16 protein-coding genes and 1 riboswitch are annotated in these 20,605 nt (G+C 73.3%); of the genes, 9 read left to right on the forward strand and 7 right to left on the reverse strand.

The window, feature by feature from the left end; genetic code table 11:
* Window positions 1–789, reverse strand: coding sequence for an MBL fold metallo-hydrolase (locus ACZ7GJ_RS01585; RefSeq protein ID WP_470748298.1), 789 nt, complete (start codon window positions 787–789; stop codon window positions 1–3).
* A 138-nt stretch (window positions 790–927) separates the two neighbouring features.
* On the opposite strand from ACZ7GJ_RS01585, the gene ACZ7GJ_RS01590 reads away from it, so the two are divergent.
* The 6 genes from ACZ7GJ_RS01590 to ACZ7GJ_RS01615 all read left to right on the forward strand — a co-directional run bounded on the left by ACZ7GJ_RS01590 (window position 928) and on the right by ACZ7GJ_RS01615 (window position 8,635).
* Window positions 928–1,332: a recombinase family protein gene (locus ACZ7GJ_RS01590; RefSeq protein ID WP_470748300.1), complete on the forward strand. Its 405-nt coding sequence runs from the start codon at window positions 928–930 to the stop codon at window positions 1,330–1,332.
* A 172-nt stretch (window positions 1,333–1,504) separates the two neighbouring features.
* Window positions 1,505–3,667, forward strand: a complete 2,163-nt coding sequence (locus tag ACZ7GJ_RS01595) for a phage holin family protein (protein ID WP_470748733.1) — start codon at window positions 1,505–1,507, stop codon at window positions 3,665–3,667.
* 75 nt (window positions 3,668–3,742) lie between these two features.
* Window positions 3,743–5,164: an amino acid permease gene (locus ACZ7GJ_RS01600; protein WP_470748302.1), complete on the forward strand. Its 1,422-nt coding sequence runs from the start codon at window positions 3,743–3,745 to the stop codon at window positions 5,162–5,164.
* A 54-nt stretch (window positions 5,165–5,218) separates the two neighbouring features.
* Window positions 5,219–5,659 (forward strand): SRPBCC family protein, encoded by a 441-nt coding sequence (locus tag ACZ7GJ_RS01605; protein WP_470748304.1) that lies wholly within the window; start codon window positions 5,219–5,221, stop codon window positions 5,657–5,659.
* 94 nt (window positions 5,660–5,753) lie between these two features.
* Window positions 5,754–6,815, forward strand: coding sequence for an ATP-binding protein (locus ACZ7GJ_RS01610; RefSeq protein ID WP_470748306.1), 1,062 nt, complete (start codon window positions 5,754–5,756; stop codon window positions 6,813–6,815).
* Window positions 6,812–8,635: a vWA domain-containing protein gene (locus tag ACZ7GJ_RS01615; protein WP_470748308.1), complete on the forward strand. Its 1,824-nt coding sequence runs from the start codon at window positions 6,812–6,814 to the stop codon at window positions 8,633–8,635. Before ACZ7GJ_RS01610 ends, ACZ7GJ_RS01615 begins: the two co-directional genes overlap by 4 nt.
* A 5-nt stretch (window positions 8,636–8,640) precedes the next feature.
* On the opposite strand, the gene ACZ7GJ_RS01620 is transcribed toward ACZ7GJ_RS01615, so the two are convergent.
* Together ACZ7GJ_RS01620 and ACZ7GJ_RS01625 are read right to left on the reverse strand one after the other, a co-directional pair.
* Window positions 8,641–10,227 (reverse strand): RNA polymerase sigma factor, encoded by a 1,587-nt coding sequence (locus ACZ7GJ_RS01620; protein ID WP_470748310.1) that lies wholly within the window; start codon window positions 10,225–10,227, stop codon window positions 8,641–8,643.
* 215 nt (window positions 10,228–10,442) lie between these two features.
* Window positions 10,443–11,204 carry a methyltransferase domain-containing protein gene (locus ACZ7GJ_RS01625; protein ID WP_470748311.1) on the reverse strand — a complete coding sequence of 254 codons (762 nt, stop codon included), beginning with the start codon at window positions 11,202–11,204 and terminating at the stop codon, window positions 10,443–10,445.
* 57 nt (window positions 11,205–11,261) lie between these two features.
* Window positions 11,262–11,356: riboswitch (ZMP/ZTP riboswitch) on the forward strand.
* A 66-nt stretch (window positions 11,357–11,422) separates the two neighbouring features.
* Here ACZ7GJ_RS01625 and ACZ7GJ_RS01630 point away from each other — a divergent pair.
* Window positions 11,423–12,268, forward strand: a complete 846-nt coding sequence (locus ACZ7GJ_RS01630; protein WP_470748735.1) for a bifunctional 5,10-methylenetetrahydrofolate dehydrogenase/5,10-methenyltetrahydrofolate cyclohydrolase — start codon at window positions 11,423–11,425, stop codon at window positions 12,266–12,268.
* 145 nt (window positions 12,269–12,413) lie between these two features.
* A complete protein-coding gene (locus ACZ7GJ_RS01635; protein WP_470748313.1) occupies window positions 12,414–13,925 on the forward strand; it encodes a peptide MFS transporter in 1,512 nt (503 codons plus the stop codon).
* Window positions 13,926–14,049: 124 nt separating this feature from the next.
* On the opposite strand, the gene ACZ7GJ_RS01640 is transcribed toward ACZ7GJ_RS01635, so the two are convergent.
* The 4 genes from ACZ7GJ_RS01640 to ACZ7GJ_RS01655 form a co-directional block, all read right to left on the reverse strand.
* Entirely contained in the window at window positions 14,050–15,327 is a 1,278-nt protein-coding gene (locus ACZ7GJ_RS01640) for an MAB_1171c family putative transporter (protein ID WP_470748315.1), read from the reverse strand.
* Window positions 15,324–16,874 carry an NAD(P)/FAD-dependent oxidoreductase gene (locus tag ACZ7GJ_RS01645; protein ID WP_470748317.1) on the reverse strand — a complete coding sequence of 517 codons (1,551 nt, stop codon included), beginning with the start codon at window positions 16,872–16,874 and terminating at the stop codon, window positions 15,324–15,326. The genes ACZ7GJ_RS01640 and ACZ7GJ_RS01645 overlap by 4 nt, the downstream gene beginning before the upstream one ends.
* Before the next feature lie 126 nt (window positions 16,875–17,000).
* Window positions 17,001–17,564, reverse strand: a complete 564-nt coding sequence (locus ACZ7GJ_RS01650; RefSeq protein WP_470748319.1) for a toxin-antitoxin system, toxin component — start codon at window positions 17,562–17,564, stop codon at window positions 17,001–17,003.
* Window positions 17,561–18,577: a hypothetical protein gene (locus ACZ7GJ_RS01655; protein ID WP_470748321.1), complete on the reverse strand. Its 1,017-nt coding sequence runs from the start codon at window positions 18,575–18,577 to the stop codon at window positions 17,561–17,563. Before ACZ7GJ_RS01655 ends, ACZ7GJ_RS01650 begins: the two co-directional genes overlap by 4 nt.
* 274 nt (window positions 18,578–18,851) lie before the next feature.
* Here ACZ7GJ_RS01655 and abc-f point away from each other — a divergent pair, with 274 nt between their 5' ends.
* Window positions 18,852–20,480, forward strand: coding sequence for a ribosomal protection-like ABC-F family protein (gene abc-f, locus ACZ7GJ_RS01660; protein WP_470748323.1), 1,629 nt, complete (start codon window positions 18,852–18,854; stop codon window positions 20,478–20,480).
* Window positions 20,481–20,605: the final 125 nt, after the last annotated feature.

The following is a 20,605-nucleotide window of genomic DNA, read 5'->3' on the forward strand; positions in this document are numbered from 1 at the left end:
TCACGGAAGCCGCACCCGCTCCCCGTGCGCGGGCACCCGTACTGTCACCTTCGGCGCCAGCTGCCGGGCGAACCGCGCGAACTCCTCGCCCGGCGCGTGGAATTCGTGCGGCCGCACCGCGTCCATCCCGATCGGCCAGTACGTCCCGTAGTGCACGGGCACCGCCGCCGCCGGGGCCAGCTCGGCCAGCGCCTGCGCCGCCCGCCCCGCGTCCAAGTGACCCGGCCCCAGGTGCGGCCCCCAGCCGCCGACCGGCAGCAGTGCCACGTCCACCGGCCCGACCTCCTCGGCCATCGTGTCGAACAGCCCGGTGTCCCCGGCGAAGTAGGTCCGCGCCGAGCCCTGCACCACGTAGCCGAGCGCCGGCGCGAGGTGCGGCCCGAACGGCAGCCGCCGCCCGTCGTGCCGCGCGCCGACCGCCCGTACCCGTACGCCGGCGCCCGCGTCCTCCCGTACGGCGATCTCCTCGCCCGCCGCCACCTCCGTGACGGCGAAGGCGCGCACCCGCGCGAGCCGCGCCAGCCCCGGCACGGCCCGGCGCGCTCCGCGCGGCACCACCAGCCGGGTCCCGGGCGCGAGGCGCGCCAGCGACGGCAGGTGCAGGTGGTCCGCGTGCAGGTGCGACACCAGCACCACGTCCGCCACGGCCGCCTGCGCCGGGGGCACCGCCCCGCGCCGCCGCCGCAGGTGCGCCAGCCGCCGCGCGAACAGCGGGTCCGTCAGCACCCGGACCCCGGAGTCCTCGACCGTGCACGTGGCATGGCCCCACCAGGTGAGCTCCACCGGCACCGGCCTCCCCTCCCTCTCGCACGTCCCTCTCGCACGTGCCGGATCTCCCGAGCCTAAAGGCTGCCCCTTCCGTCCGCCTGGAACCGGAACCCGGCGGACCCTCCTCCCGGGCCGCGGATCGGAGTAGGGTCGGGCGACATGGATGAGCTGCGCGTGGCCGCGATCGCCAGCCTGGCCCCGCTCGAAGACCTCGACGCCGACCCGTTCGCCGTGGACACCCGGACCCAGCACGCCATGTGCGCCCGCTGGGCCGCCGACCGCGGCTACGTCGTGACGAGGCAACTGCTGGTCTACGGGCTGCGCCCCGACCACTGCGGACTGTGGTCCGACGTCGACGCCGGACAGGTCGACCTGTTCGTCACCCCCAACCACCGCGTGCTGGCCCGCGCGCTGCGCTCCGTCGAGGAGTTCACCGCGGAGTGCGAGCGGCGCGGCGTACGGCTGGAGACGGCCGGGCTCGACGAGCCGCGCTACACCTCCGCGATGAAGGCCGAGGTGCACCGCCGGCTCTCCATGCCGACCGCCGGCTACGACGGCACGTAACCCCCTCGTGCGGGCCCGAGCAGCGCCCCGGCCCGGCCGGGCCCGCCCCCGCGCACGAACGTACGCCACCCGTGTCACCCGGCCCGGTGCGCCGGGCTGTGCGAGCCTGGGAGCAGGGACGGGGGCTCGCGGGCACCTGCGCGGGCCACAGTGGTGAGGCGGGTAAGGCGTGTTGCGAGGCGGCCGGTGGCGGAAGACGGGCAGCGCCCTGGTGCGGGTGATCCTCGTATGGGCGGTGTCCACCCTCACCATGCTCGCCCTGGCGGGGATCCTGCCCGACTTCCGGCTGGAGTCCGCCGACGGCGACAGCATCACGCGGATCGCGCTGACCGCCGCCTGGGGCGCCGGCGCCTTCGGGCTGCTGAGCGCGCTGGTCTGGCCGGTGCTCGTACGGGCCCTGCTGCTGGTGCCCGCCCTGGTGCTCGGGCTGCTCGTCTTCTTCCTCAACGGCTCGCTGCTGCTGATCGCGCTCAACCTGATCCCCGCCGGGCGCGGCGAAGCGGCCCCCGAGACCGCCGTGGTGGTCGCCGCGGTGATGTCCGCCGTCGCCTCGGCGACCTCGACCGCGCTGGCCGTACGCGACGACGGGGCCTACCGGCGCCGGCTCTACCGGCTGGCCGACCGCAGGCGCCGCAGGCAGCGCCGGCAGGGCGCCCCCGGCGCGGACGAGACGGCGCCCGGCATGATCTTCATCCAGCTCGACGGCGTCGGCCACGACGTGCTGCGCCGGGCCGCCGACGGCGGTGTGATGCCGACGGTCGCCGAGTGGCTGGAGCGCAGCCACCGCATCACGCCCTGGCACACGGACTGGTCCAGCCAGACCGGAGCCAGCCAGCTCGGCATCCTGCACGGCTCCAACTTCGACGTCCCGGCGTTCCGCTGGTACGAGAAGGACACCGGCGAGGTGGTGGTCTGCAACCGTCCCACCAGCGCCGCCGAACTCCAGCGGCGGGCCGTCGCGCGCACCGGGGACGGCGGGCTGCTCACCCTCGACGGGGCCAGCCGCGGCAACCTCTTCAGCGGCGGCGCCGACCAGCTGGCCCTGGTGCTCTCGGTCTCCGCCCGCCGCGGCCGGGCCAACCGCTCCCGCGCGGGCTACTTCGCGTACTTCTCCGACCCGGCCAACGCGGTGCGCACCGCGCTCTCCTTCACCGCCGAAGTGGGCCGCGAGATCGGCCAGTCGGTACGGGCCCGGCTGCGCGGGGACGCTCCGCGCGTGTCGCGGGGCGGCCTCTACCCGATGATCCGGGCCTTCGCGACCGTGGTGGAGCGCGACGTCGTGGTCGCGGCGGTGATCGGCGACATGCTCGCCGGGCGCGCCGCCGTGTACGCGGACCTGGTCGCCTACGACGAGGTCGCCCACCACTCGGGCCCGCGCGGCCGGGACACCGACCAGGTCCTCGCCCGCCTCGACCGGAGCCTCGCCCTCATCGCGCGGGTCGCCGAGCACGCGCCGCGGGAGTACCGGATCGTGCTGCTGTCCGACCACGGCCAGAGCCCCGGGGAGACCTTCCTCGGCCGCTACGGGCTGACCCTGAAGGACCTGGTCCGCGCGGGCTGCGGGCTGCCGGTGTCCCGCCGGGCCGGCCGGACCCACAGCGGGGCCGAGGCGCGCGCCGCCGTACGGGCCGCCCTGCACCGGCCGGTCGAGGAGGAGGGCGAGGAGGCCCGCCCCGGAGCCGGCCCGGACCCGGTGGTGCTGGCCTCGGGCAACCTCGGGCTGATCTCCTTCCCGAACCTGCCGGGCCGGGCTTCGCGGGAGCGGATCGAGCGCGCGCACCCGGCCCTGCTGGCGACCCTGGCCAACCACCCCGGGATCGGGTTCCTGCTGGTGGACGGCGTGGTGCTGGGGCCCGGCGGGGCCGCGGCGCGGCTGGACGTACCCGGCGAGGCGGAGGCGGCGCTGGCGAGGTTCGGGCCGGGCGCGGCGCGGGCCGTGCGCCGGACCGACTCCTTCCCGCACGTGGCCGACATCATGGTGAACTCCGCGTACGACCCGGACACGGGCACGGTGCACGCCTTCGAGGAGCAGATCGGCTCGCACGGCGGCCTCGGCGGGGAGCAGGGGCACGCGTTCCTGATGTGGCCGACCGAGCTGTCGGAGCCGCGCCCGGAGCCGGAGCCGGAGGAGGCGGGCGCCGGGCTGGTCGGCGCGGAGGCGGTGCACGCGGTGCTGCGGCGCTGGCTCCGCGAGGCGGACGGGCCGCAGGTGCCGATCGGGCCGCGGCCGGGCGTGCGGGTCGGCGCCGGCCCGGTGGAGGATTCCCGGCCGGAGGGCGCCACGGACGGAATCCTTCCTTCCGCAGGGGACCTGCAACGGGACGAAACCCGCTGATTTGGTACCGCCTTTGCGCTGGTCAACCATGTGCTGACCTGCCCACCATGTGAGACACCCCGAGGCGCACCACCGATGACCAGCACCGAAGCCCCGCCCACCGCGACCGATACCCAGGGTGCCGCCGCTACCCAGGGGGCCGCCGACTCCCGCGGAACCGCCGAGCCCGCCCCGCAGGGCAGCCCGCACGCCCGCCGCTTCGGCCTGCCCGTCGCGACCTGCCTGGTCATGGGCAACATCATCGGCGGCGGCATCTTCCTGCTGCCCGCCTCGGTGGCGCCCTTCGGCACCGTCAGCCTCGTCGCCTTCGCCGTGCTCACCCTCGGCGCCGTCGCCCTCGCCCTGGTCTTCGGACGGCTCGCCGAACGCCACCCGCAGACCGGCGGCCCGTACGTGTACGCCCGCGCCGCGTTCGGCGACTTCGCGGGCTTCCTCGCGGCCTGGAGCTACTGGATCACCACCTGGGTCTCCAACGCCGCCCTCGCCGTCGCGTCCGTCGGCTACCTCGGCGTGCTCTTCCCGGCCGTGGGGGAGCACAAGTGGTCCATGTGCCTGGCCGCCCTCACCGTGCAGTGGCTGCCCGCGCTGGCCAACCTGGCCGGCACGCGCTACGTCGGCGCGGTGCAACTGATCTCCACCGTCCTGAAGTTCGCGCCCCTGCTGCTCGTCGCCGTGGGCGGGCTGTTCTTCTTCGACCCGGCCAACCTCGGCCCCTTCCGGGCCACCGACCAGAGCGCGGTCGGCGCCGTCTCCGCCGCCGCCGCGATCCTGCTGTTCAGCTACCTCGGCGTCGAATCGGCCGCCGTCAGCGCGGGCGAGGTCCGCGACCCGGCCCGCAACGTCGGCCGGGCCACCGTCCTGGGCACGGTCGGCGCGGCCGCCGTCTACCTGCTGGGCACCGTCTCCGTGTTCGGCCTGGTCGCGCACGAGGAGCTGGTCACCTCCACGGCCCCCTTCACCGACGCCGTCAACGGCATGTTCGGCGGCAGCTGGGGCGGCACGCTCGTCGCCTGCGCGGCCGTGGTCTCGATGGTCGGCGCGCTCAACGGCTGGACCCTGCTCAGCGCGCAGACCCCTTACGCCGCGGCCAAGGACGGGCTCTTCCCGAAGGCCTTCGGGACGAAGAGGCGCGGCGTCCCGGTGGTCGGCGTCATCGTCACGGTCGTACTGGCCTCCGGCCTGACCCTCTACAACTACACGCTCGGCTCCGAGGGCGTCTTCGAGGTCCTGGTGCTGGTCACCACCTTCACCGCGACCGTCCCCTACCTGCTCTCCACCGCCGCGCAGATCTACTTCCTCGCCTCCGGCCGGTCCGAGCAGGTCCGGCGCGGCCGGCTCGTGCGCGACGCCGTCCTGGCCTGCCTGGCCTTCGCGTTCTCGATGTGGCTGGTCGCGGGATCCGGCTACGCAGCCGTCTACCAGGGCGTGCTGTTCCTCTTCGCGGGCGTGCTCGTCTACGCCGTGATGGCCGCCCGCAGGCACCGCGCGGCCTCCTGACCCGCGCGGTAGCTTGGAAGGAGAGGTCCGCCAGGGGGGCTCTAAGGGGTCGCCATGTCCGCGATCAGCAACAGCATCGACATCGACCGCAGGCCCGAGGACGTCTACTCCTACATCACGGACCCGACGCACCTGCCGGAGTGGCAGGACAGCGCCGTATCCGCCGTTCCCATGGGCGACCTCCCCGTCCACGTCGGATCGAAGGTCGTCGTCACCCGGCAGATCGGCAAGCGGAGGATCCCCACGACCATGGAGTTCACGGAACTCGACCCGCCGCGGAGCTGGCACATCCACGGCATCGACGGCCCGGTCCGCCCGGACGTACGGGGCAGGATCGAACCCCTCGACGGCGGGGCCCGCTCACGCGTCACCCTGTCCGTCGACTTCGAGGGCCACGGCATGGGCAGGGCCCTCGTGCCCCTCATGGTCAAGCCCATGGTCCGCAAGGAGATGCCGCGGGGCGAGGAGAAGCTCAAGCACCTGCTGGAGCACTGACACCGCCGGCCACGGGAAAACCGGGTGCTCGGGGCCCCGTGGTGCGCCCACACTGGGCGCACCACATCCCGGACCATAAGGACATCGACACCCCGTGCAGGCTGCCGTCAGCGTCACCCCCGCCCAGATTCCCGAACTGCTCCTCGGCCTCGCCACCGTGCGGCCCGTGTTCCTCTGGGGGGCGCCCGGCATCGGCAAGTCCTCGCTCGTAAGGAAGTTCGCCGACTCCCTCGGCCTGGAGTGCGTCAGCCTCCTCGGTACCCAGCTCGCCCCCGAGGACCTGATCGGCGTACCCCAGATCCGTGACGGCCGCTCCGTCTTCTGCCCGCCCGAGGCCATCGCCCGCGACGAGCCGTACTGCCTCTTCCTCGACGAGCTCAACGCCGCGAGCCCGGACGTCCAGAAGGCCTTCTACTCGCTGATCCTCGACCGCCGGATCGGCTCCTACGAGCTGCCCCCGGGCTCCATCGTCATCGGCGCGGGCAACCGGGCCACGGACAACGCGCTGGCCCGGCCCATCGCCTCGGCGCTCGTCAACCGCCTCACGCATGTGCACCTGACGGCCTCCGCGCAGGACTGGCTGGTCTGGGCCGGCGAGCACGGCATCCACCCCTGGGTCACCGACTACCTCACCGACCGCCCCGACCACCTGTGGTCGCAGCCGCCGAAGACGGAGGAGCCCTTCTCCACCCCGCGGTCCTGGCACATGCTCTCCGACGCCCTGCACTCCTTCGGGCCGGGCCTGGACGAGCAGACCCTGAAGGTCGTCGCCCACGGCACCCTCACCCCCGCGCACGCCGTCTCCTTCTGCGGCTACGCGAAGATCGTCCGCCACAGCTTCGGCATCGAGGCGATCATCAAGGGCGACGCCTCCTGGCCCACCCGCCTCGCCGACCGCGACCTGCTGTACTACCTCGCCGAGGCCTTCCGCGGCCGCCTCGTCAAGGAACTCCCCGCACAGCGGGAGCACGTCTCGCCCGCCGTCCGGCAGACCGCCTACCGCGCCAAGTCCCTGCTCGTGCAGCTCGCCGAGATCTCCGTCGAGGTCGCCCAGACCGTCATCGCCGACGACGCCGACGGACTGCCGGTCCTGCCCGCCTGGTTCCTGATCGAGGCCGCCCGCGACATGCCCCGCCTGGTCGAGGCCCGCCGGTGAGCCGCGGCGCGCGCAGCAAGGAGGCCAAGCCCGACCCCGCCACGCAGGCCTTCGCCGAAGGCCTCGCCCTGGTCAAGCGGAACCCGGCCCTCGCCGCCCTCACCGCCGACGTCTGCCGCCAGGCCAAGTGCCCGCACACACCGGCCGGCGGCCTGGCCCTCGTGACCTCCAACGGCACGATCCACGTCCACCCCACCAAGCGCGCCGAGCCGAAGGAATGGGCCTGGACGATCGCCCACGCCCTGCTCCACCTCGGCTTCGGCCACGTCCCCGCCGCCAAGGACGAGGGCCGGCCGCAGCCCGACCGCTTCGACCTCGCCGCCCGCTGCACCGTCGTCAACCGCTTCCTGCTGACCTTCCCCGTGGGCCGTGCCCCCGACCACCTCCCCGCCGAGTACCCCGGCGGCGACGAGGAGCAGCTCGCCGCCCGCTGGCGCCGCGACGGCATCCCGGCGGCCAACGAGCACTGCGGCACCGCCGGGGACCACCCCGACCAGGTGCTGAAGGCATGGGCGGGCTGGGGCAACGCACAGGTCCCCGACTGGGAGACCGCCTTCGCGCACGCCCTGACCCGCAGCGTCTCCGCCGCCATGGACGTCGCGGGCGGCCGCCTCGACCGGATCACCGGGGAGCGGGCCCGCCAGCATCCCTGGGACCGGGCGCTGAACTGGTTCGTCTCCTCGTACCCGCTGCTCGGCGGCCTCGCGAGCGGCCTGCGGATCGTCGCCGACGCCGAACTCGCCCGCGCCGAGGGCATCGCCATCGCCGCCGTCAGCGCGAGCGCCGGCGAGATCTACGTCAACCCGCTGCGCACCTTCACGGACGGGCAATGGCGGTTCATCCTGGCCCACGAGATGCTGCACGCCGCCCTGCGCCACGGCGAGCGCCGCGGCGCCCGCGACCCGTACCTGCACAACGTGGCCGCCGACTACGTGGTCAACGGCTGGCTCGTGGAGATGGCGGTCGGCGAGATGCCCGAGGGGCTGCTGTACGACCCCGAGCTGCGGGACCTGTCCGTCGAGGAGGTCTACGACCGGATCACGACCGACCTGCGCCGGATGCGACGCCTCGCGACCCTGCGCGGCAAGGGCCTGGGGGACATCCTGGGCGAGCCGCTGCCCCACCCGGGGAGCGGTCCGTACTCCGACCTGGACGACTTCTACCGGCGCGGCCTGACCCAGGGCTTCGACCTGCACGAGCACGGGGAGCGCGGGCTGCTGCCCGCCGGGCTGATCCAGGAGATCCGGGCGCTCGCCCACCCGCCGGTGCCGTGGGACGCCCGCCTCGCCCGCTGGTTCGACGAGTACGTGCCGCGTCCCGTGCCCGTACGGTCCTACGCGCGCCCGGCACGCCGCCAGGCGTCCACTCCGGACATCCCCCGCGCGGGCCGGTACTTCCCGCCCGAGGAGATCGCCCGCTGCACCTTCGGGGTGGTGCTCGACACCTCGGGTTCCATGAACGCGGCCCTGCTCGGCAAGGCGCTGGGCGCCATCGCCTCGTACGCGCAAGCCCGCGACGTACCGGCGGCACGCGTCGTGTTCTGCGACGCGGCGCCGTACGACGCGGGCTATCTGCCGCCGACCGTGCTTGCTGGGCGAGCCCAGGGCCGGGTACGGGTGCGGGGGCGCGGCGGGACCGTGCTGCAGCCGGGCATCGACCTGCTGCAGCGGGCGGAGGACTTCCCGCCCGGGGCCCCCGTACTGGTGATCACGGACGGGGAGTGCGACACCCTGCGGATCCGGCGCGAGCACGCGTTTCTGGTTCCGCAGGGTGCCTCCCTGCCGTTCACACCGAAGGGGCCGGTCTTCCGACTGACCTGACCGGTTTAGTCGAGGTAGTCGCGCAGCACCTGCGAACGCGACGGGTGGCGCAGCTTCGACATGGTCTTGGACTCGATCTGGCGGATGCGCTCACGGGTGACCCCGTACACGCGGCCGATCTCGTCCAGGGTCTTCGGCTGGCCGTCGTTGAGGCCGTAGCGCATGGAGACCACGCCCGCCTCGCGCTCGGAGAGCGTGCCCAGGATCGACTGGAGCTGCTCCTGGAGGAACGTGAACGACACGGCGTCGGCCGGCACGACCGCCTCGGAGTCCTCGATGAGGTCACCGAACTCGCTGTCGCCCTCCTCGCCCAGGGGGGTGTGCAGGGAGATCGGCTCGCGGCCGTACTTCTGGACCTCGATGACCTTCTCGGGGGTCATGTCGAGTTCCTTGCCCAGCTCCTCCGGAGTGGGCTCCCGGCCGAGGTCCTGGAGCATCTGGCGCTGCACGCGGGCGAGCTTGTTGATGATCTCGACCATGTGGACGGGGATGCGGATGGTGCGCGACTGGTCCGCCATGGCACGCGTGATCGCCTGGCGGATCCACCAGGTCGCGTACGTGGAGAACTTGAAGCCCTTGGTGTAGTCGAACTTCTCCACGGCGCGGATCAGGCCGACGTTGCCCTCCTGGATCAGGTCCAGGAAGAGCATGCCGCGGCCGGTGTAGCGCTTGGCCAGGGAGACCACGAGGCGGAGGTTGGCCTCCAGCAGGTGGTTCTTGGCGCGGCGGCCGTCCTCGACCAGGATCTCCAGCTCGCGCTTGAAGGCGGGCTTGTGGTCCTCCTCCTCTTCGAGCTTGTACTCGGAGAACAGGCCCGCCTCGATGCGCTTGGCGAGCTCGACCTCCTGCTCGGCGTTGAGGAGCGGCACCTTGCCGATGAGCTTGAGGTAGTCCTTGACGGGGTCGGCCGTGGCGCCGGCCACCATGACCGTCTGCGCCGGGGCGTCGTCCTCGTCGTCGTCGGACAGGACGAAGCCCTGGGTGCCGCCGGGCTTGGGGGCCTCCTCCTCGGTGTCGTCGACGAGGTCCTCGGCCGCCCAGTCCTCGCCCTCGGCCGCGGGGGTCTCGCCCTCGTCGCCGTCCTTGGCGGTGGTCTTCTTGGCCGCGGTCTTCTTGGTGGCGGTCTTCTTCGCGGTGGCCTTCTTGACCGTCCGCTTCTTCGGCTCGGCGGCGGCCTCGGCCGTCGCCTCGTCCTCGGCGGCGGTGGCCGGCGAAGCGGATATCGCCGCAGCGGTGGCCGGGGCAGCGCTGGTGGCGGAGGTCTTGCGCGCGCCGATGGGGCGCGGCGCGGCGGCAGCCTTCTTGGTGGCGGTGCGGGCCGGGGCAGCGGCCGCCTTGCGCGGCTTCTTGGCGGCAGCCTTCGTGGCGGGCGCGGCGCTGACGTGCAGCGCGACACCTTCCTCGTCCAGGACCTGGTTCAGGCTGCGCAGGACCCGCTTCCACTGGTCCACCGGGATGCGGCCGGCCTCGAAGGCCTGGCGCACGTCGTCACCGTTGATGTGACCCTGCTCGCGGCCGCGCTCGACAAGCGCGACCAGGGCCTCGGATTCGGCGATCTCCGTGGGGAACGTACGGGACGGGCTGAGCGACACAAGGAGCCTCTCGTTGCGAACAGATAAGGGGTGGGCGGGACATCATCGCGCGAACTCGGGAAACAGACCCGAGGGGGGTCTGTATTCCGGGGCCGCGCGAGGACACCTGTCGGTTCATCGCATGCCCGAGTCGATTCGTTACGCGCTGAATTGAGTGACCTGCGCCACGCTGTGGCGAGGCAACCATTCCGGCGCGACTCCGTCGGCCCCTTTCATCAGCCCGTTTTGCGGGCCTCGATGAGGAAACGGGCGGTGTGCCCGACGAACGGGCCTTCGCGTTCGATCTGTTCGTGCAGGTCGCGCAACCGGTCCCGGTACTGCCCGACCGTGAAGCCGGGCACCATCCAGATCACCTTCCGGAGGAAGTAGATCACGGCTCCGACGTCGTGGAACTCCGTTCGCAGCCGTTCCGAGCGCAGATCGACGATGTCGAGCCCCGCCTTCGTGGCGTCCGCTACCGCGTCGTCGGGGTGCCGGCCGCGCCGGACCTCCTCCGGCTGCGGGCCCAGGAAGTACTCGACCAGCTCGAAGACGCTCGCCGGGCCGACCTGCTGGGACAGGTACGTGCCGCCGGGCTGCAGGACCCGTGCGATCTCGTCCCACCAGATGGTCACCGGATGCCGGCTGGTGACCAGGTCGAAGGCCTCGTCGCCGAACGGCAGCGGGGGCTCGTCGGTGTCGGCGACCACCACCGCGCCGAGCGGGTGCAGCAGCCGGGTCGCCCTGGCGATGTTGGGCGGCCAGGACTCGGTGGCCGCCATCAGCGGGGGCAGCGGGCCGGATCCGGCGAGGACCTCGCCACCGCCGGTCTGGATGTCGAGGGCGGCGCGGGCCCGGGCAAGCCGCTCGCCCAGCAGCCGCTGGTAGCCCCAGGAGGGGCGTTGTTCGGTGGCGCGGCCGTCGAGCCAGGAGAAGTCCCAGCCGTCCACGGATACGGACTCGGCCTCGGCGACGAGATGGTCGAAAGTACGCGTCATGTCTGGATCGTCCCAGCCCGGGCGCCGGTCATCCACCGGATATGTCGACTACAGTGGGCGGCGGGCCGTGACTGGCGTTCGGGTGGATCACCACCGGGGAGCGGCCCGGCGTACGTCTCGTACGTCGACTGCCGCGCGCCTGGGCGAACCGCTACCGCGAACCGCAGCGACGTTCAGGAGACCCCGTGACGACTGCCCAGACCGCCACTGCCGAGCTGATGGACGGCACCGCCCTCGCCCGCCGCATCTCGGAGCAGACCGCCGCGTACGCCGCGAAGATCACCGAGCGCACCGGTACCGCCCCCTGCCTCGCGACCGTGCTGGTCGGCGAGGACCCCGCGTCCGTGACCTACGTACGCATGAAGCAGAACCGTTGCGCCAAGGCCGGGATCACCTCCCGCCACGTGGAGCTCCCGGCCGCGACCACCACCGAGGAGCTGGTGGCCACCCTCACCGCGCTCTCCGAGGACCCCGAGATCAGCGGCATCCTCCTCCAGCACCCCGTCCCGCACCACATCGACGAGCGCGCCGCTTTCGAGGCCATCGCCCCGGGCAAGGACGTCGACGGGGTCACCATGCACTCCTTCGCCGCCATGGGCTTCGGGCTGCCGGGCTTCGTCTCCTGCACCCCCGGCGGCATCATGCGCCTGCTCGCCGCCTACGACGTGGACCTCACGGGCAAGCACGCCGTCGTGGTCGGACGCAGCGCGATCCTCGGCAAGCCGGCCGGGATGCTGCTCCTGGAGCAGAACGCCACCGTCACCTACTGCCACTCGCGCACCGTCGACCTGCCGTCGATCGTGCGCCAGGCGGACGTGCTGGTCGCCGCCGTCGGCAAGGCCGAGTTCATCCGGGGCGAGGACATCAAGCCCGGCGCGGTCGTCCTGGACGCCGGCTACAACGAGGGCAACGTCGGCGACGTCCACTTCGAGTCGGCCGCCGCCCGCGCCTCGCTGATCACCCCGGTACCGGGCGGCGTCGGCCCGATGACCATCGCCGTACTGCTGGAGCAGACCGTCCAGGCGGCTGCCGCGCAGGCCGGGCTGGCGCTCGCGGACCTCTGAGCGCGGATCCCTGAGAGCTGACCTCTGAGGAGGGACGGACGCCCCGGGCCCAACGGTCCGGGGCGTTTCGTTTCCCCCGGTAGGGGCCGAAAGACCGATCCGTACCCGGACGCCCCGAGGGTGCACTGGTCAGGTGAACGCATCGATGGACATGCAGACAGGCGGCCCGGCCCGGAGCACGAAGCGGCGCCACCCGCGCGGCCTCGCCACCCTCGTCCTCGCCGAGCTGTGGGAGCGGTTCAGCCTCTACGGCATGGTCGCCATCCTCGTGCACTTCCTCGCGGCCTCCCGCGGCCACGGCGGCATGGGACTGCACCAGGGCACGGCCGAGGCCGTGGAGGGCGTCTACATGGCCATGATCTCGCTGCTGGCGCTGCCCGGCGGCTGGATCGCCGACCGCTTCCTCGGTGCCCGCCGCGCCGTCCTGTGGGGCGGCGTGGTGATCATGGCAGGCCACGTCCTGATGGCGGTCCCGAACCCCGCCTTCGTCTGGCCCGGCCTGGTGCTCATCGTCATCGGCACCGGCCTGCTCAAGCCGAACATCTCCGCCCTCGTCGGCCGCCTCTACGCCCCCGAGGACGACCAGCGCCGCGACGCCGGCTACTCGATCTTCTACATGGGCATCAACCTCGGCGCGGTCATCGCCCCGCTCGTCGTCGGCTTCCTCGGCGAGGAGGTCAACTGGCACCTCGGCTTCGGCGCCGCCGCCGTCGGCATGGCCCTCGGACTCGTCCAGTACGTCCTCGGAGGCCGCCGTCTCGCCCGGGAGCTGCGCGAGGAGCCCGTGGTCCGGCTGACCCCCGCCGAGCGGGCCAGGGTGCGCACGTCCTCCTCGTACGGGCTGGTCTTCACGGCCGTCCTGATCGGCCTGCTCGTCGCCGCGCACGCGCTGAGCATCGACAACATCACCTTCGTGCTCACGGTCGTCGCCGTGGTCGTACCGGCCGGCGTGCTCCTGTCGATGTACCGCAGCCCCAAGGTCACGGCCACCGAGAGGACCCGGCTGCGCGCCTACGTCTGGCTCTTCCTGGCGGCCACGCTGTTCTGGCTGGTCTACGACCAGATGGGCAACGAGCTGAACATGTTCGCCGCCCAGAAGACCGACCTGAGCCTGCTCGGCCTGCACATCCCGGCCAGCTGGACGCAGTCGCTGCCCTCGCTGTTCGTGATCGTCCTGGCCCCGCTGTTCGCGTCCTTCTGGGTGCGGCGCGGCCGGCACATGAGCACACCGTTCAAGTTCGGCCTGGCCCTGCTGCTGACCGGTGCCTCCTTCGTGGTCATGTCGGGAGCCGCGGCCATCGCGGCCAAGGGCGTCAAGGTCTCGCTGATGTGGCTGGTCGGCGTGTACGTCATCCAGGTCATGGGCGAGATGTGCCTGAGCCCGGTGGGCCTGTCGGTCACCACCAAGCTCGCGCCGCGCGCCTTCACCAACCAGATGATGGGCGTCTGGTTCCTCGCGGCCGCCACCGGCGACGCGATCGGCGCGCAGCTGCCCCGGCTGGACGCGGTGATCGGGCAGAGCCTGAACTTCCTGTGGCAGGGCGCCGTGGTCATCGCCGCGGGCGCGGTGATGGTGTTCTTCACCAAGCGGCTCAAGGTGCTCACGGGCGAGGCGGGTGCGCAGGCGGTGCGGCGCGAGGTGCCGATGGCCGCGTGAGCCCGTAAGGCCCCGTAAGGCCCCGTAAGGCCCCGTAAGGCCCCGTAAGGCCCCGTAAGGCCCCGTAAGGCCCCGTAAGGCCCCGTAAGGCCCCGTACGGGGCCTTACGGGGCCTCCTCCGGCCTCAGACGCCGGAGGCCTGCCGGCGGGCCGCGGCCACGATGGGGGAGGCGCGGAACTCCTGCGCCAGCTCGGCCAGCGGCTGGGCGTCCAGCCGGTAGGAGCCCAGCCTGTGAGGGGCCGATCCGTACGGGGCTGCTGCGTTCGGGTCCGTTCCGTACGGGTCCGGGCAGCCGGGCGCCGCCCCCGGCCCGTCGCAGTCGCCGCCCGCCCGGTCCGCGGCGGCCCGGTGCTGGCAGGCCGCGGCGAGCATGGCCGCGTCCGCGACCACGGAGGCCTCCCGCTCGGCCAGGCCCTGGGCGAGCGCCGCCTCGTGGGCGCGGCTGCGTACGGCGGGGTCGAACCAGCACGCGAGGGCCAGGATCCCGTCGTCGATCACCGACTCCCGGTGGATCAGCCGGATCCCGACGGGCGACCACCAGGTCAGCGGTACGGTCATCACGCTGGACGCGGCGAACCCGCGCAGCGCCGCCCACAGGGGCTGGAGCCGCCGGTACTCGCTGAAGTCCCGCCAGGCCGCCGAGTCCCCGACGAGCGGCACGATGAACCCCGTACCGACCAGCAGGGCCGCCGTGGCGGCGATGGGCGGAGCCCCGTACGTGGACAGCCCGTCCCAGTCGCGCCCGCTCCAGTGGGCGCCCATGGCCGCCCACTTCACGGTGACGAAGGCCATGTCCATGGCCCCGCCGAGCATGAGCAGGGCGAGCCCGGTGCGCAGCGGGCGCATCGGGCTCTTCGAGGTCGTGCGGCCCGTCGAGAGGCTGAGGCGGCGCAGCCACTTCCAGCACAGCAGGGTGAGCGCGGTGGCGCCCACGGTGTGGGCCACGAGGTAGCAGACGATCATCTCGCGGATCCAGGGCGTGTCCGCGTAGTACGTGTCCATGTCCCGCAGCCGCTCCACCGGCGCGTCGCCCTTGGCGAACAGGGCGACGATCAGCACGGTGACCGTGCCGTACGCGGCCACGGTCAGGCGGATGGTCCGGCGCACGCCCGGCGTCGGGGTGCCGCCCCAGTGCAGGATCAGCACGATGCACGCCCCCGAGAAGGCGGTGAGCAGGCTGTAGACCAGGGGGGCCGAGAAGTTGACGATGCCGGTCAGGTCGTTGACGAGGGTGATCGTCGGCGGCGCCGACAGGAACACGGCGAGGGAGCCGACCACCAGCAGGGTGCAGACGGCTCGCATGAGGGGCTGGTCCCAGCCCCGGCGTAACGTCGGTGCCTTGACGATCAGCGCCGCGGCGATCACCAGCCCCGGCACGTAGAGGATCAGGCCTTCCGTCATCGGGCCTGTCCGACGGGGTCGGCGTCGTCCACGGGCTCGGCCGCGTCCGCGGGCTCAGCGGGCTCAGCGGGCTCCACGGTGACGGGCGGGGCGATGGCGTCGGCGGCTCCCGCCGGCTTCCCGGGGCGCACCGGCTGCGCGGAGCCCGGCGCGGGGTCGAGGCCGCCCACGGCCCGCTCGGCGGTGGTGAGCGGCGCGGCCTTCAGGGCCCCCCGGTCGGAGGCCCGCAGCACCTCCCAGACCATGGCGGGGCGCAGCCAGTACGTGGGCGGCCGGTTCATGGTGATGACCTGGAGCAGGGCCGCGGCCAGGGACTCGTTCGTCAGGGCGCCCGTCATCAGCCGGTCGATGTACCCGTTCAGCAGCCCCGCCCCGGCGCGCGGCTTCATACCGGTGGCGCCCGGGTAGAGGATGTCCTGCGAGGTGGCGAGGTCCCAGGCGATGGCCACCTGGGGGGCGATGACGCGCTGCGCCTCGCGGCCGATGCCCGGGTGGCCCAGGCCCTTGGCGCGCAGCAGGGCGCGTACGGCGAGCAGGCCCTGCGCGGCGACCGTCATGCCCTGCCCGTAGAGCGGGTTGAAGGTGGCCACCGAGTCGCCGACGGCGAAGAAGCCGTCGGGCAGGGCGGCCTTCTCGAAGTAGACCCGGCGGTTGGCGGTGCCCTGGGTGACGGCCACGTCGGTGAGGGGTTTCTTGCCTTCGAGGAGCTCGCCGACGATCGGGTCGCGCACGCCCTTGGCGAACGGGATGAACTCGTCCGGGTCCGCCGTGGGCTGCCCGCCTCGGGTGCCGGACAGGGTGGCCTGCCAGCGGCCGCCCTCGATCGGCACGATCGTCGCGGTCTGGCCCGGTACGGGCACCCGGGGGTCGGACTGCACGTTGATGATGGGGAAGCCCGAGGCGTGGGCCCCGGCCGGCGCCTCGAAGATCCGGGTCGCGTAGACGAGGCCGGAGTCGACCTCGGCCTGGCGCAGGCCGATCGGGCCGAGGGCCTCCAGCCAGGAGCGGGCCCGGGAGCCGCGGCCGCTCGCGTCGACCACGATGTCGGCTGTGACCAGCCGGTTCTCCTCCTCCGGGGTGTCGACGCGGACCCCGGTGATCCGGGTGGCGGAGCCCTCCAGGGACCGGACGCGGCTCCGCTGGAGGGTGGTGACGCCGGCCAGCCCGATGACGCGGGAGCGGACCACCGAGTCGAGGAGGTCGCGGCTGCAGGAGATGTTGAACTGCATCTCCTCGTGGCGCCGCAGCCAGCCCTGGGCGGTCTTGGTCACCAGGTCGGTGGGCAGGCTCCGGCGGAAGGCGCCCGCGGCCGTCCAGTCGTCGGTGATGCCCGGCAGGATCTCCTCGATGGCACGGGCCCCGCCCGACCACAGCAGGTGCACGTGGCGGGCCTGGGGGAGTCCGCGCCGCGGCGCCGGGCCGTCCGGCAGCGAGTCCGCGTCGATGATCGTGACCGTCGCGTGTTCGGCGAGCACGGCGGCCGCGAGCAGACCGGCCAGGCTGCCGCCGATGACGACGGCGTGGCGGGGCGGGGAAGACTGGGTCATCGTGTGGTGCTCTCTGTCAGGGCCGTGCCCGAGGCATCGGCGGAGGAGGTGCGTCGGCGGGGAAGGCGGTGGTCGGCCACCGGTGTGCTCACGCCCCGGGTCCCAGGGCCTGCTTCTTTTCCGCGCTCAACGTCCCCAGCCGAACGAGGTCTTGATGCGCTCGATCGCTTCGGGGACCTGTTCTTCCCGGGGTGGTGGCAGGAACGCCTTCAGCAGCTTGCCGAGGTGCAGTCCGAAGGTCTCGGCCCGGATCTCCGCCGGGTCCTCCCGGTCCGCGCGGGCGGCGGCCTGCCGGACCACCGTGCCGAGCCCGGTGTCGGAGCGCAGCAGCTCGGCGAGGCTGCCGCGGCGGCCGGTCAGCCGGGCGGCCACCGCCATGCCCGGCCCGTGGCGGTCGCAGGTGCCCTCGTCCATGTGCCACAACTCGTGGCAGGCGATGACGAGCTGGTGCTCCGGCCGGGTGCGCTCCTCGATGACGAGCAGGTCGCGCTCGGCCAGCTCCAGCCACAGCCCGCTGGCGGTGTCCGGCGGGAAGACGGCGAAGCGGAACTCCACCGGTCGGCCGCCGCGCCCGCGCGCGTACGCCGCGCACACGCTCCCGATGATCTCGCCGACCTCGGCCGGTGGCGCCAGGCGCGCCTCCGCCAGCAGATCGCAGCCGAGCCTCCGCATGGCCCGTGTCGTCCTCATGGCGCTCCCCCCTCGGCAGTTCGGTCGTAGGGCGCGGCGGGAGGGGGGTTCAGCTGTCCCTCCCGCGCGAGCAGGTCGTCCAGGTGGTCGGCCAGCGACTTCCAGCCGCCCGGGGAGAGCCGCCCGGCCCGGGTGACGATGTTGCGTACGTCGTGCGCCCGCATCACGGCGAGCATCGGGTTCTCGGCCGGCCGTTCCGCGCAGTCCAGTCCGCGCTCCACGCAGGCGAGGGCGGCGGTGAGCGCCTCGGTGTCGTCGGCCAGCAGGAAGCCGCTCTCGACGCCGTAGAAGCGCTGGATCCCGGCGGCCGCCGCGAGGTTGGGCAGGCCTTCGCCGCGCGCCAGCCGCGTCAGCGACTGGCCGGAGGCGTCGAAGGATCCGGCGATGGCGGAGAGCGAGTGGGGCTGGCCGTCCTCCCGCCGGCGGGTGCGGCGCAGGTGCTCGAACCGCCGGCGCACCTGCTCCTTGAGAGGGAGCCGGGGCGGCTTCCCGTCGAGGGTGAGCCGGATGCCCTGCGGGGTGATGCCGGTGAGGTACGAGAGGTGCTCCAGGTCGTCCGTACCGGCCGGGCCCGCCGGGCCGAGGGCGGTGGTGGCCAGGGCCCGCTCGACCGCGCTCTTGCTGTCGGCGAGGAGGAAGCCCGCGTAGACCCCGAAGAACCGCTGCACGCCGGCCGCGTGGCCGAGGCGGGGCAGTCCGGTACCCGCGTTGAGGGGCCCGAGGGAGGCCCCGGGGGCGTCGAAGTCCTCGGCGATGGCGGCGAGCGACCACTCGCGGCCGGACCGGTCCCGGCGGGTGGCGCGCAGCCGCAGGAAGCGCTCGTGCACCCGTCGGCACAGCGGCAGTTCGGGCGCGGTGCCGGCCAGCACGCGCGGGATGAGGGCGGGTTCGACCCCGGACAGGTGGCTCAGCCGCTCGGCGGAGAGCACTTCGGCCGGGTCGCGTCCGCACCGCTCCGCCAACTCCACGACACGTCCCCAGGTCGTGGTGAGGTCGGGTCGGTCGGCTCGCACCGGGCGGTTCTCCAGAGTCGAGAGGCGTCAAGTAGAGAGGACGTTCGATTCGGTTGCTGTGCGTGAAGAGTAGCCCTCCGCTACGTGGCGAACCAGGCCGCCCCCCAACCTTTCTTTGCGTCTGTCTCAAAAAAGGTTGGTGCATAAATCGAGACGAGACGAACCGTCTTGTTATATGGTGAGGGCATGGCTTTCTTCTGCTTCCTCTGAGTCCGGGCACGGCCCGCGCCGTCTCTACCGCCCGTAGACCCTTCGTACCGTCAGGGAAAGCCCCATGCGCGAACGCGCCAGTACCGCACAGCTGTCCGTCAAGAACGTCACCAAGTCCTACGGCACCCGGACCGTCCTCGACCGGGTGTCCTTCACCGTCCGCCCGGGGGAGAAGGCCGCCGTCATCGGCGAGAACGGATCCGGCAAGTCCACCCTGCTACGGCTGCTCGCCGCGGCCGAGGCGCCGGACACCGGCGAGGTCACCGTCAGCTTTCCCGGGGGCACGGGCCACCTCGCCCAGACCCTCGGCCTCGACCCGGACCGCACCGTGCAGGACGCCGTCGACCTCGCCCTGGCCGAACTGCGCGACATGGAGCGCCGGCTGCGCAGCGCGGAGGAGGGCCTCGGCGGGGCGTCGCAGCAGGAGCTCGACGCGTACGGGGAGCTGCTGATCGCGTACGAGGAGCGCGGCGGGTACGAGGCGGACGCCCGCGTGGACGCCGCCCTGCACGGGCTCGGGCTCCCCGGGATCACCCGCGAGCGCGTACTCGGCTCGCTCTCCGGCGGAGAGCAGTCGCGCCTCGCGCTCGCCTGCGTGCTGGCCGCCGCCCCCGAGCTGCTGCTCCTCGACGAGCCGACGAACCACCTCGACGCGGCGGCCGTGCGCTGGCTCGGGGAACACCTGCGGGCGCACCGGGGCACCGTCGTCGCGGTCACCCACGACCGCGGGTTCCTGGAAACCATCGCCACCACGATCCTGGAGGTCGACCGGGACACCCGTACAGTGCACCGCTACGGCGACGGCTGGGCCGGTTACCGCGCCGCGAAGGCTTCCGCCCGGCGCCGCGCGGAACAGGAACACGCGGACTGGCTCCAGGAGGTGGCCCGTACCGAGGTGCTGGTCGAGGCGGCAGGCAAGCGGCTGGCCACCACCGGCAGGGACCCCGGGGAGGGCTTCGGCAAGCACCGCCGCTCGCACGAGGCGAAGCTCGGAGGGCAGGTACGGGCGGCCCGCGAGCGGCTGGCCCAGCTACGGCGCAACCCCGTGGCGCCGCCGCCGAAACCCCTGCGGTTCACGGCGGGGCCGGCGGCGGCGGACGCCGGGCGGCCCGCCGACCGCCCGCTCGTCGAACTCGACGGCGTCACGGTCGGCGAGCGGCTGCGTCTGGACGGGCTGCTGACGATCACCCCCGGGCAGCGGCTGCTGGTCACGGGCGAGAACGGGGCGGGCAAGACGACCCTGCTGCGCGTCCTGGCGGGCGACCTCGCCCCCGACGGGGGCACGGCGCGCCGCGCCGCCCGGACCGGGTACCTGGCACAGGAACTGCCCGTGCGCTCCCCGCGGATCCCGCTGCTCGCCGCCTTCGCGGCCGGGCGGCCCGGTCCGCCGCAGGAGCACGCCGAACAGCTGCTGGCGCTGGGCCTGTTCCGCGAGGAGGACCTGGACGTACCGGTCGCGGCGCTGTCCGCCGGGCAGCAGCGGCGGCTGCAGATCGCGCGCCTGGTGACCCGGCCCGCGGACCTGCTCGTACTCGACGAGCCCACGAACCACCTCGCGCTCGACCTGGTCGAGGACCTGGAGGCGGCGCTCGCGGCGTACCCGGGCGCGGTGGTCGTGGTCTCGCACGACAGCGGCTTCCGCGGGCGCTTCCTCGCGGAGCGGCTGGAACTGAGCGCCGGCCGCAGACGCTGACCGCGGCCGCTGCGGGCGCTCCTTACCCCGGAGGTAATCGACCCCGCGCCGCGGCGGCGGCAGGGTGGTGGCTACGGGTTCCGGGGCCGCGCACTCGGCTCCGGGACCCGGCCCACCAGCAGCGA

Source organism: Streptomyces sp. NPDC037242, assembly GCF_055604165.1.

Excerpts from the sequence above, each read along its gene's own strand:
- abc-f (WP_470748323.1), top strand. The coding sequence starts at position 18,852 with ATGCGCGAACGCGCCAGTACCGCACAGCTGTCCGTCAAGAACGTCACC.
- ACZ7GJ_RS01645 (WP_470748317.1), bottom strand. The coding sequence starts at position 16,874 with ATGACCCAGTCTTCCCCGCCCCGCCACGCCGTCGTCATCGGCGGCAGC.
- ACZ7GJ_RS01590 (WP_470748300.1), top strand. The coding sequence starts at position 928 with ATGGATGAGCTGCGCGTGGCCGCGATCGCCAGCCTGGCCCCGCTCGAA.
- ACZ7GJ_RS01650 (WP_470748319.1), bottom strand. The coding sequence starts at position 17,564 with ATGAGGACGACACGGGCCATGCGGAGGCTCGGCTGCGATCTGCTGGCG.
- ACZ7GJ_RS01600 (WP_470748302.1), top strand. The coding sequence starts at position 3,743 with ATGACCAGCACCGAAGCCCCGCCCACCGCGACCGATACCCAGGGTGCC.
- ACZ7GJ_RS01640 (WP_470748315.1), bottom strand. The coding sequence starts at position 15,327 with ATGACGGAAGGCCTGATCCTCTACGTGCCGGGGCTGGTGATCGCCGCG.
- ACZ7GJ_RS01635 (WP_470748313.1), top strand. The coding sequence starts at position 12,414 with ATGGACATGCAGACAGGCGGCCCGGCCCGGAGCACGAAGCGGCGCCAC.
- ACZ7GJ_RS01625 (WP_470748311.1), bottom strand. The coding sequence starts at position 11,204 with ATGACGCGTACTTTCGACCATCTCGTCGCCGAGGCCGAGTCCGTATCC.
- ACZ7GJ_RS01605 (WP_470748304.1), top strand. The coding sequence starts at position 5,219 with ATGTCCGCGATCAGCAACAGCATCGACATCGACCGCAGGCCCGAGGAC.
- ACZ7GJ_RS01630 (WP_470748735.1), top strand. The coding sequence starts at position 11,423 with ATGGACGGCACCGCCCTCGCCCGCCGCATCTCGGAGCAGACCGCCGCG.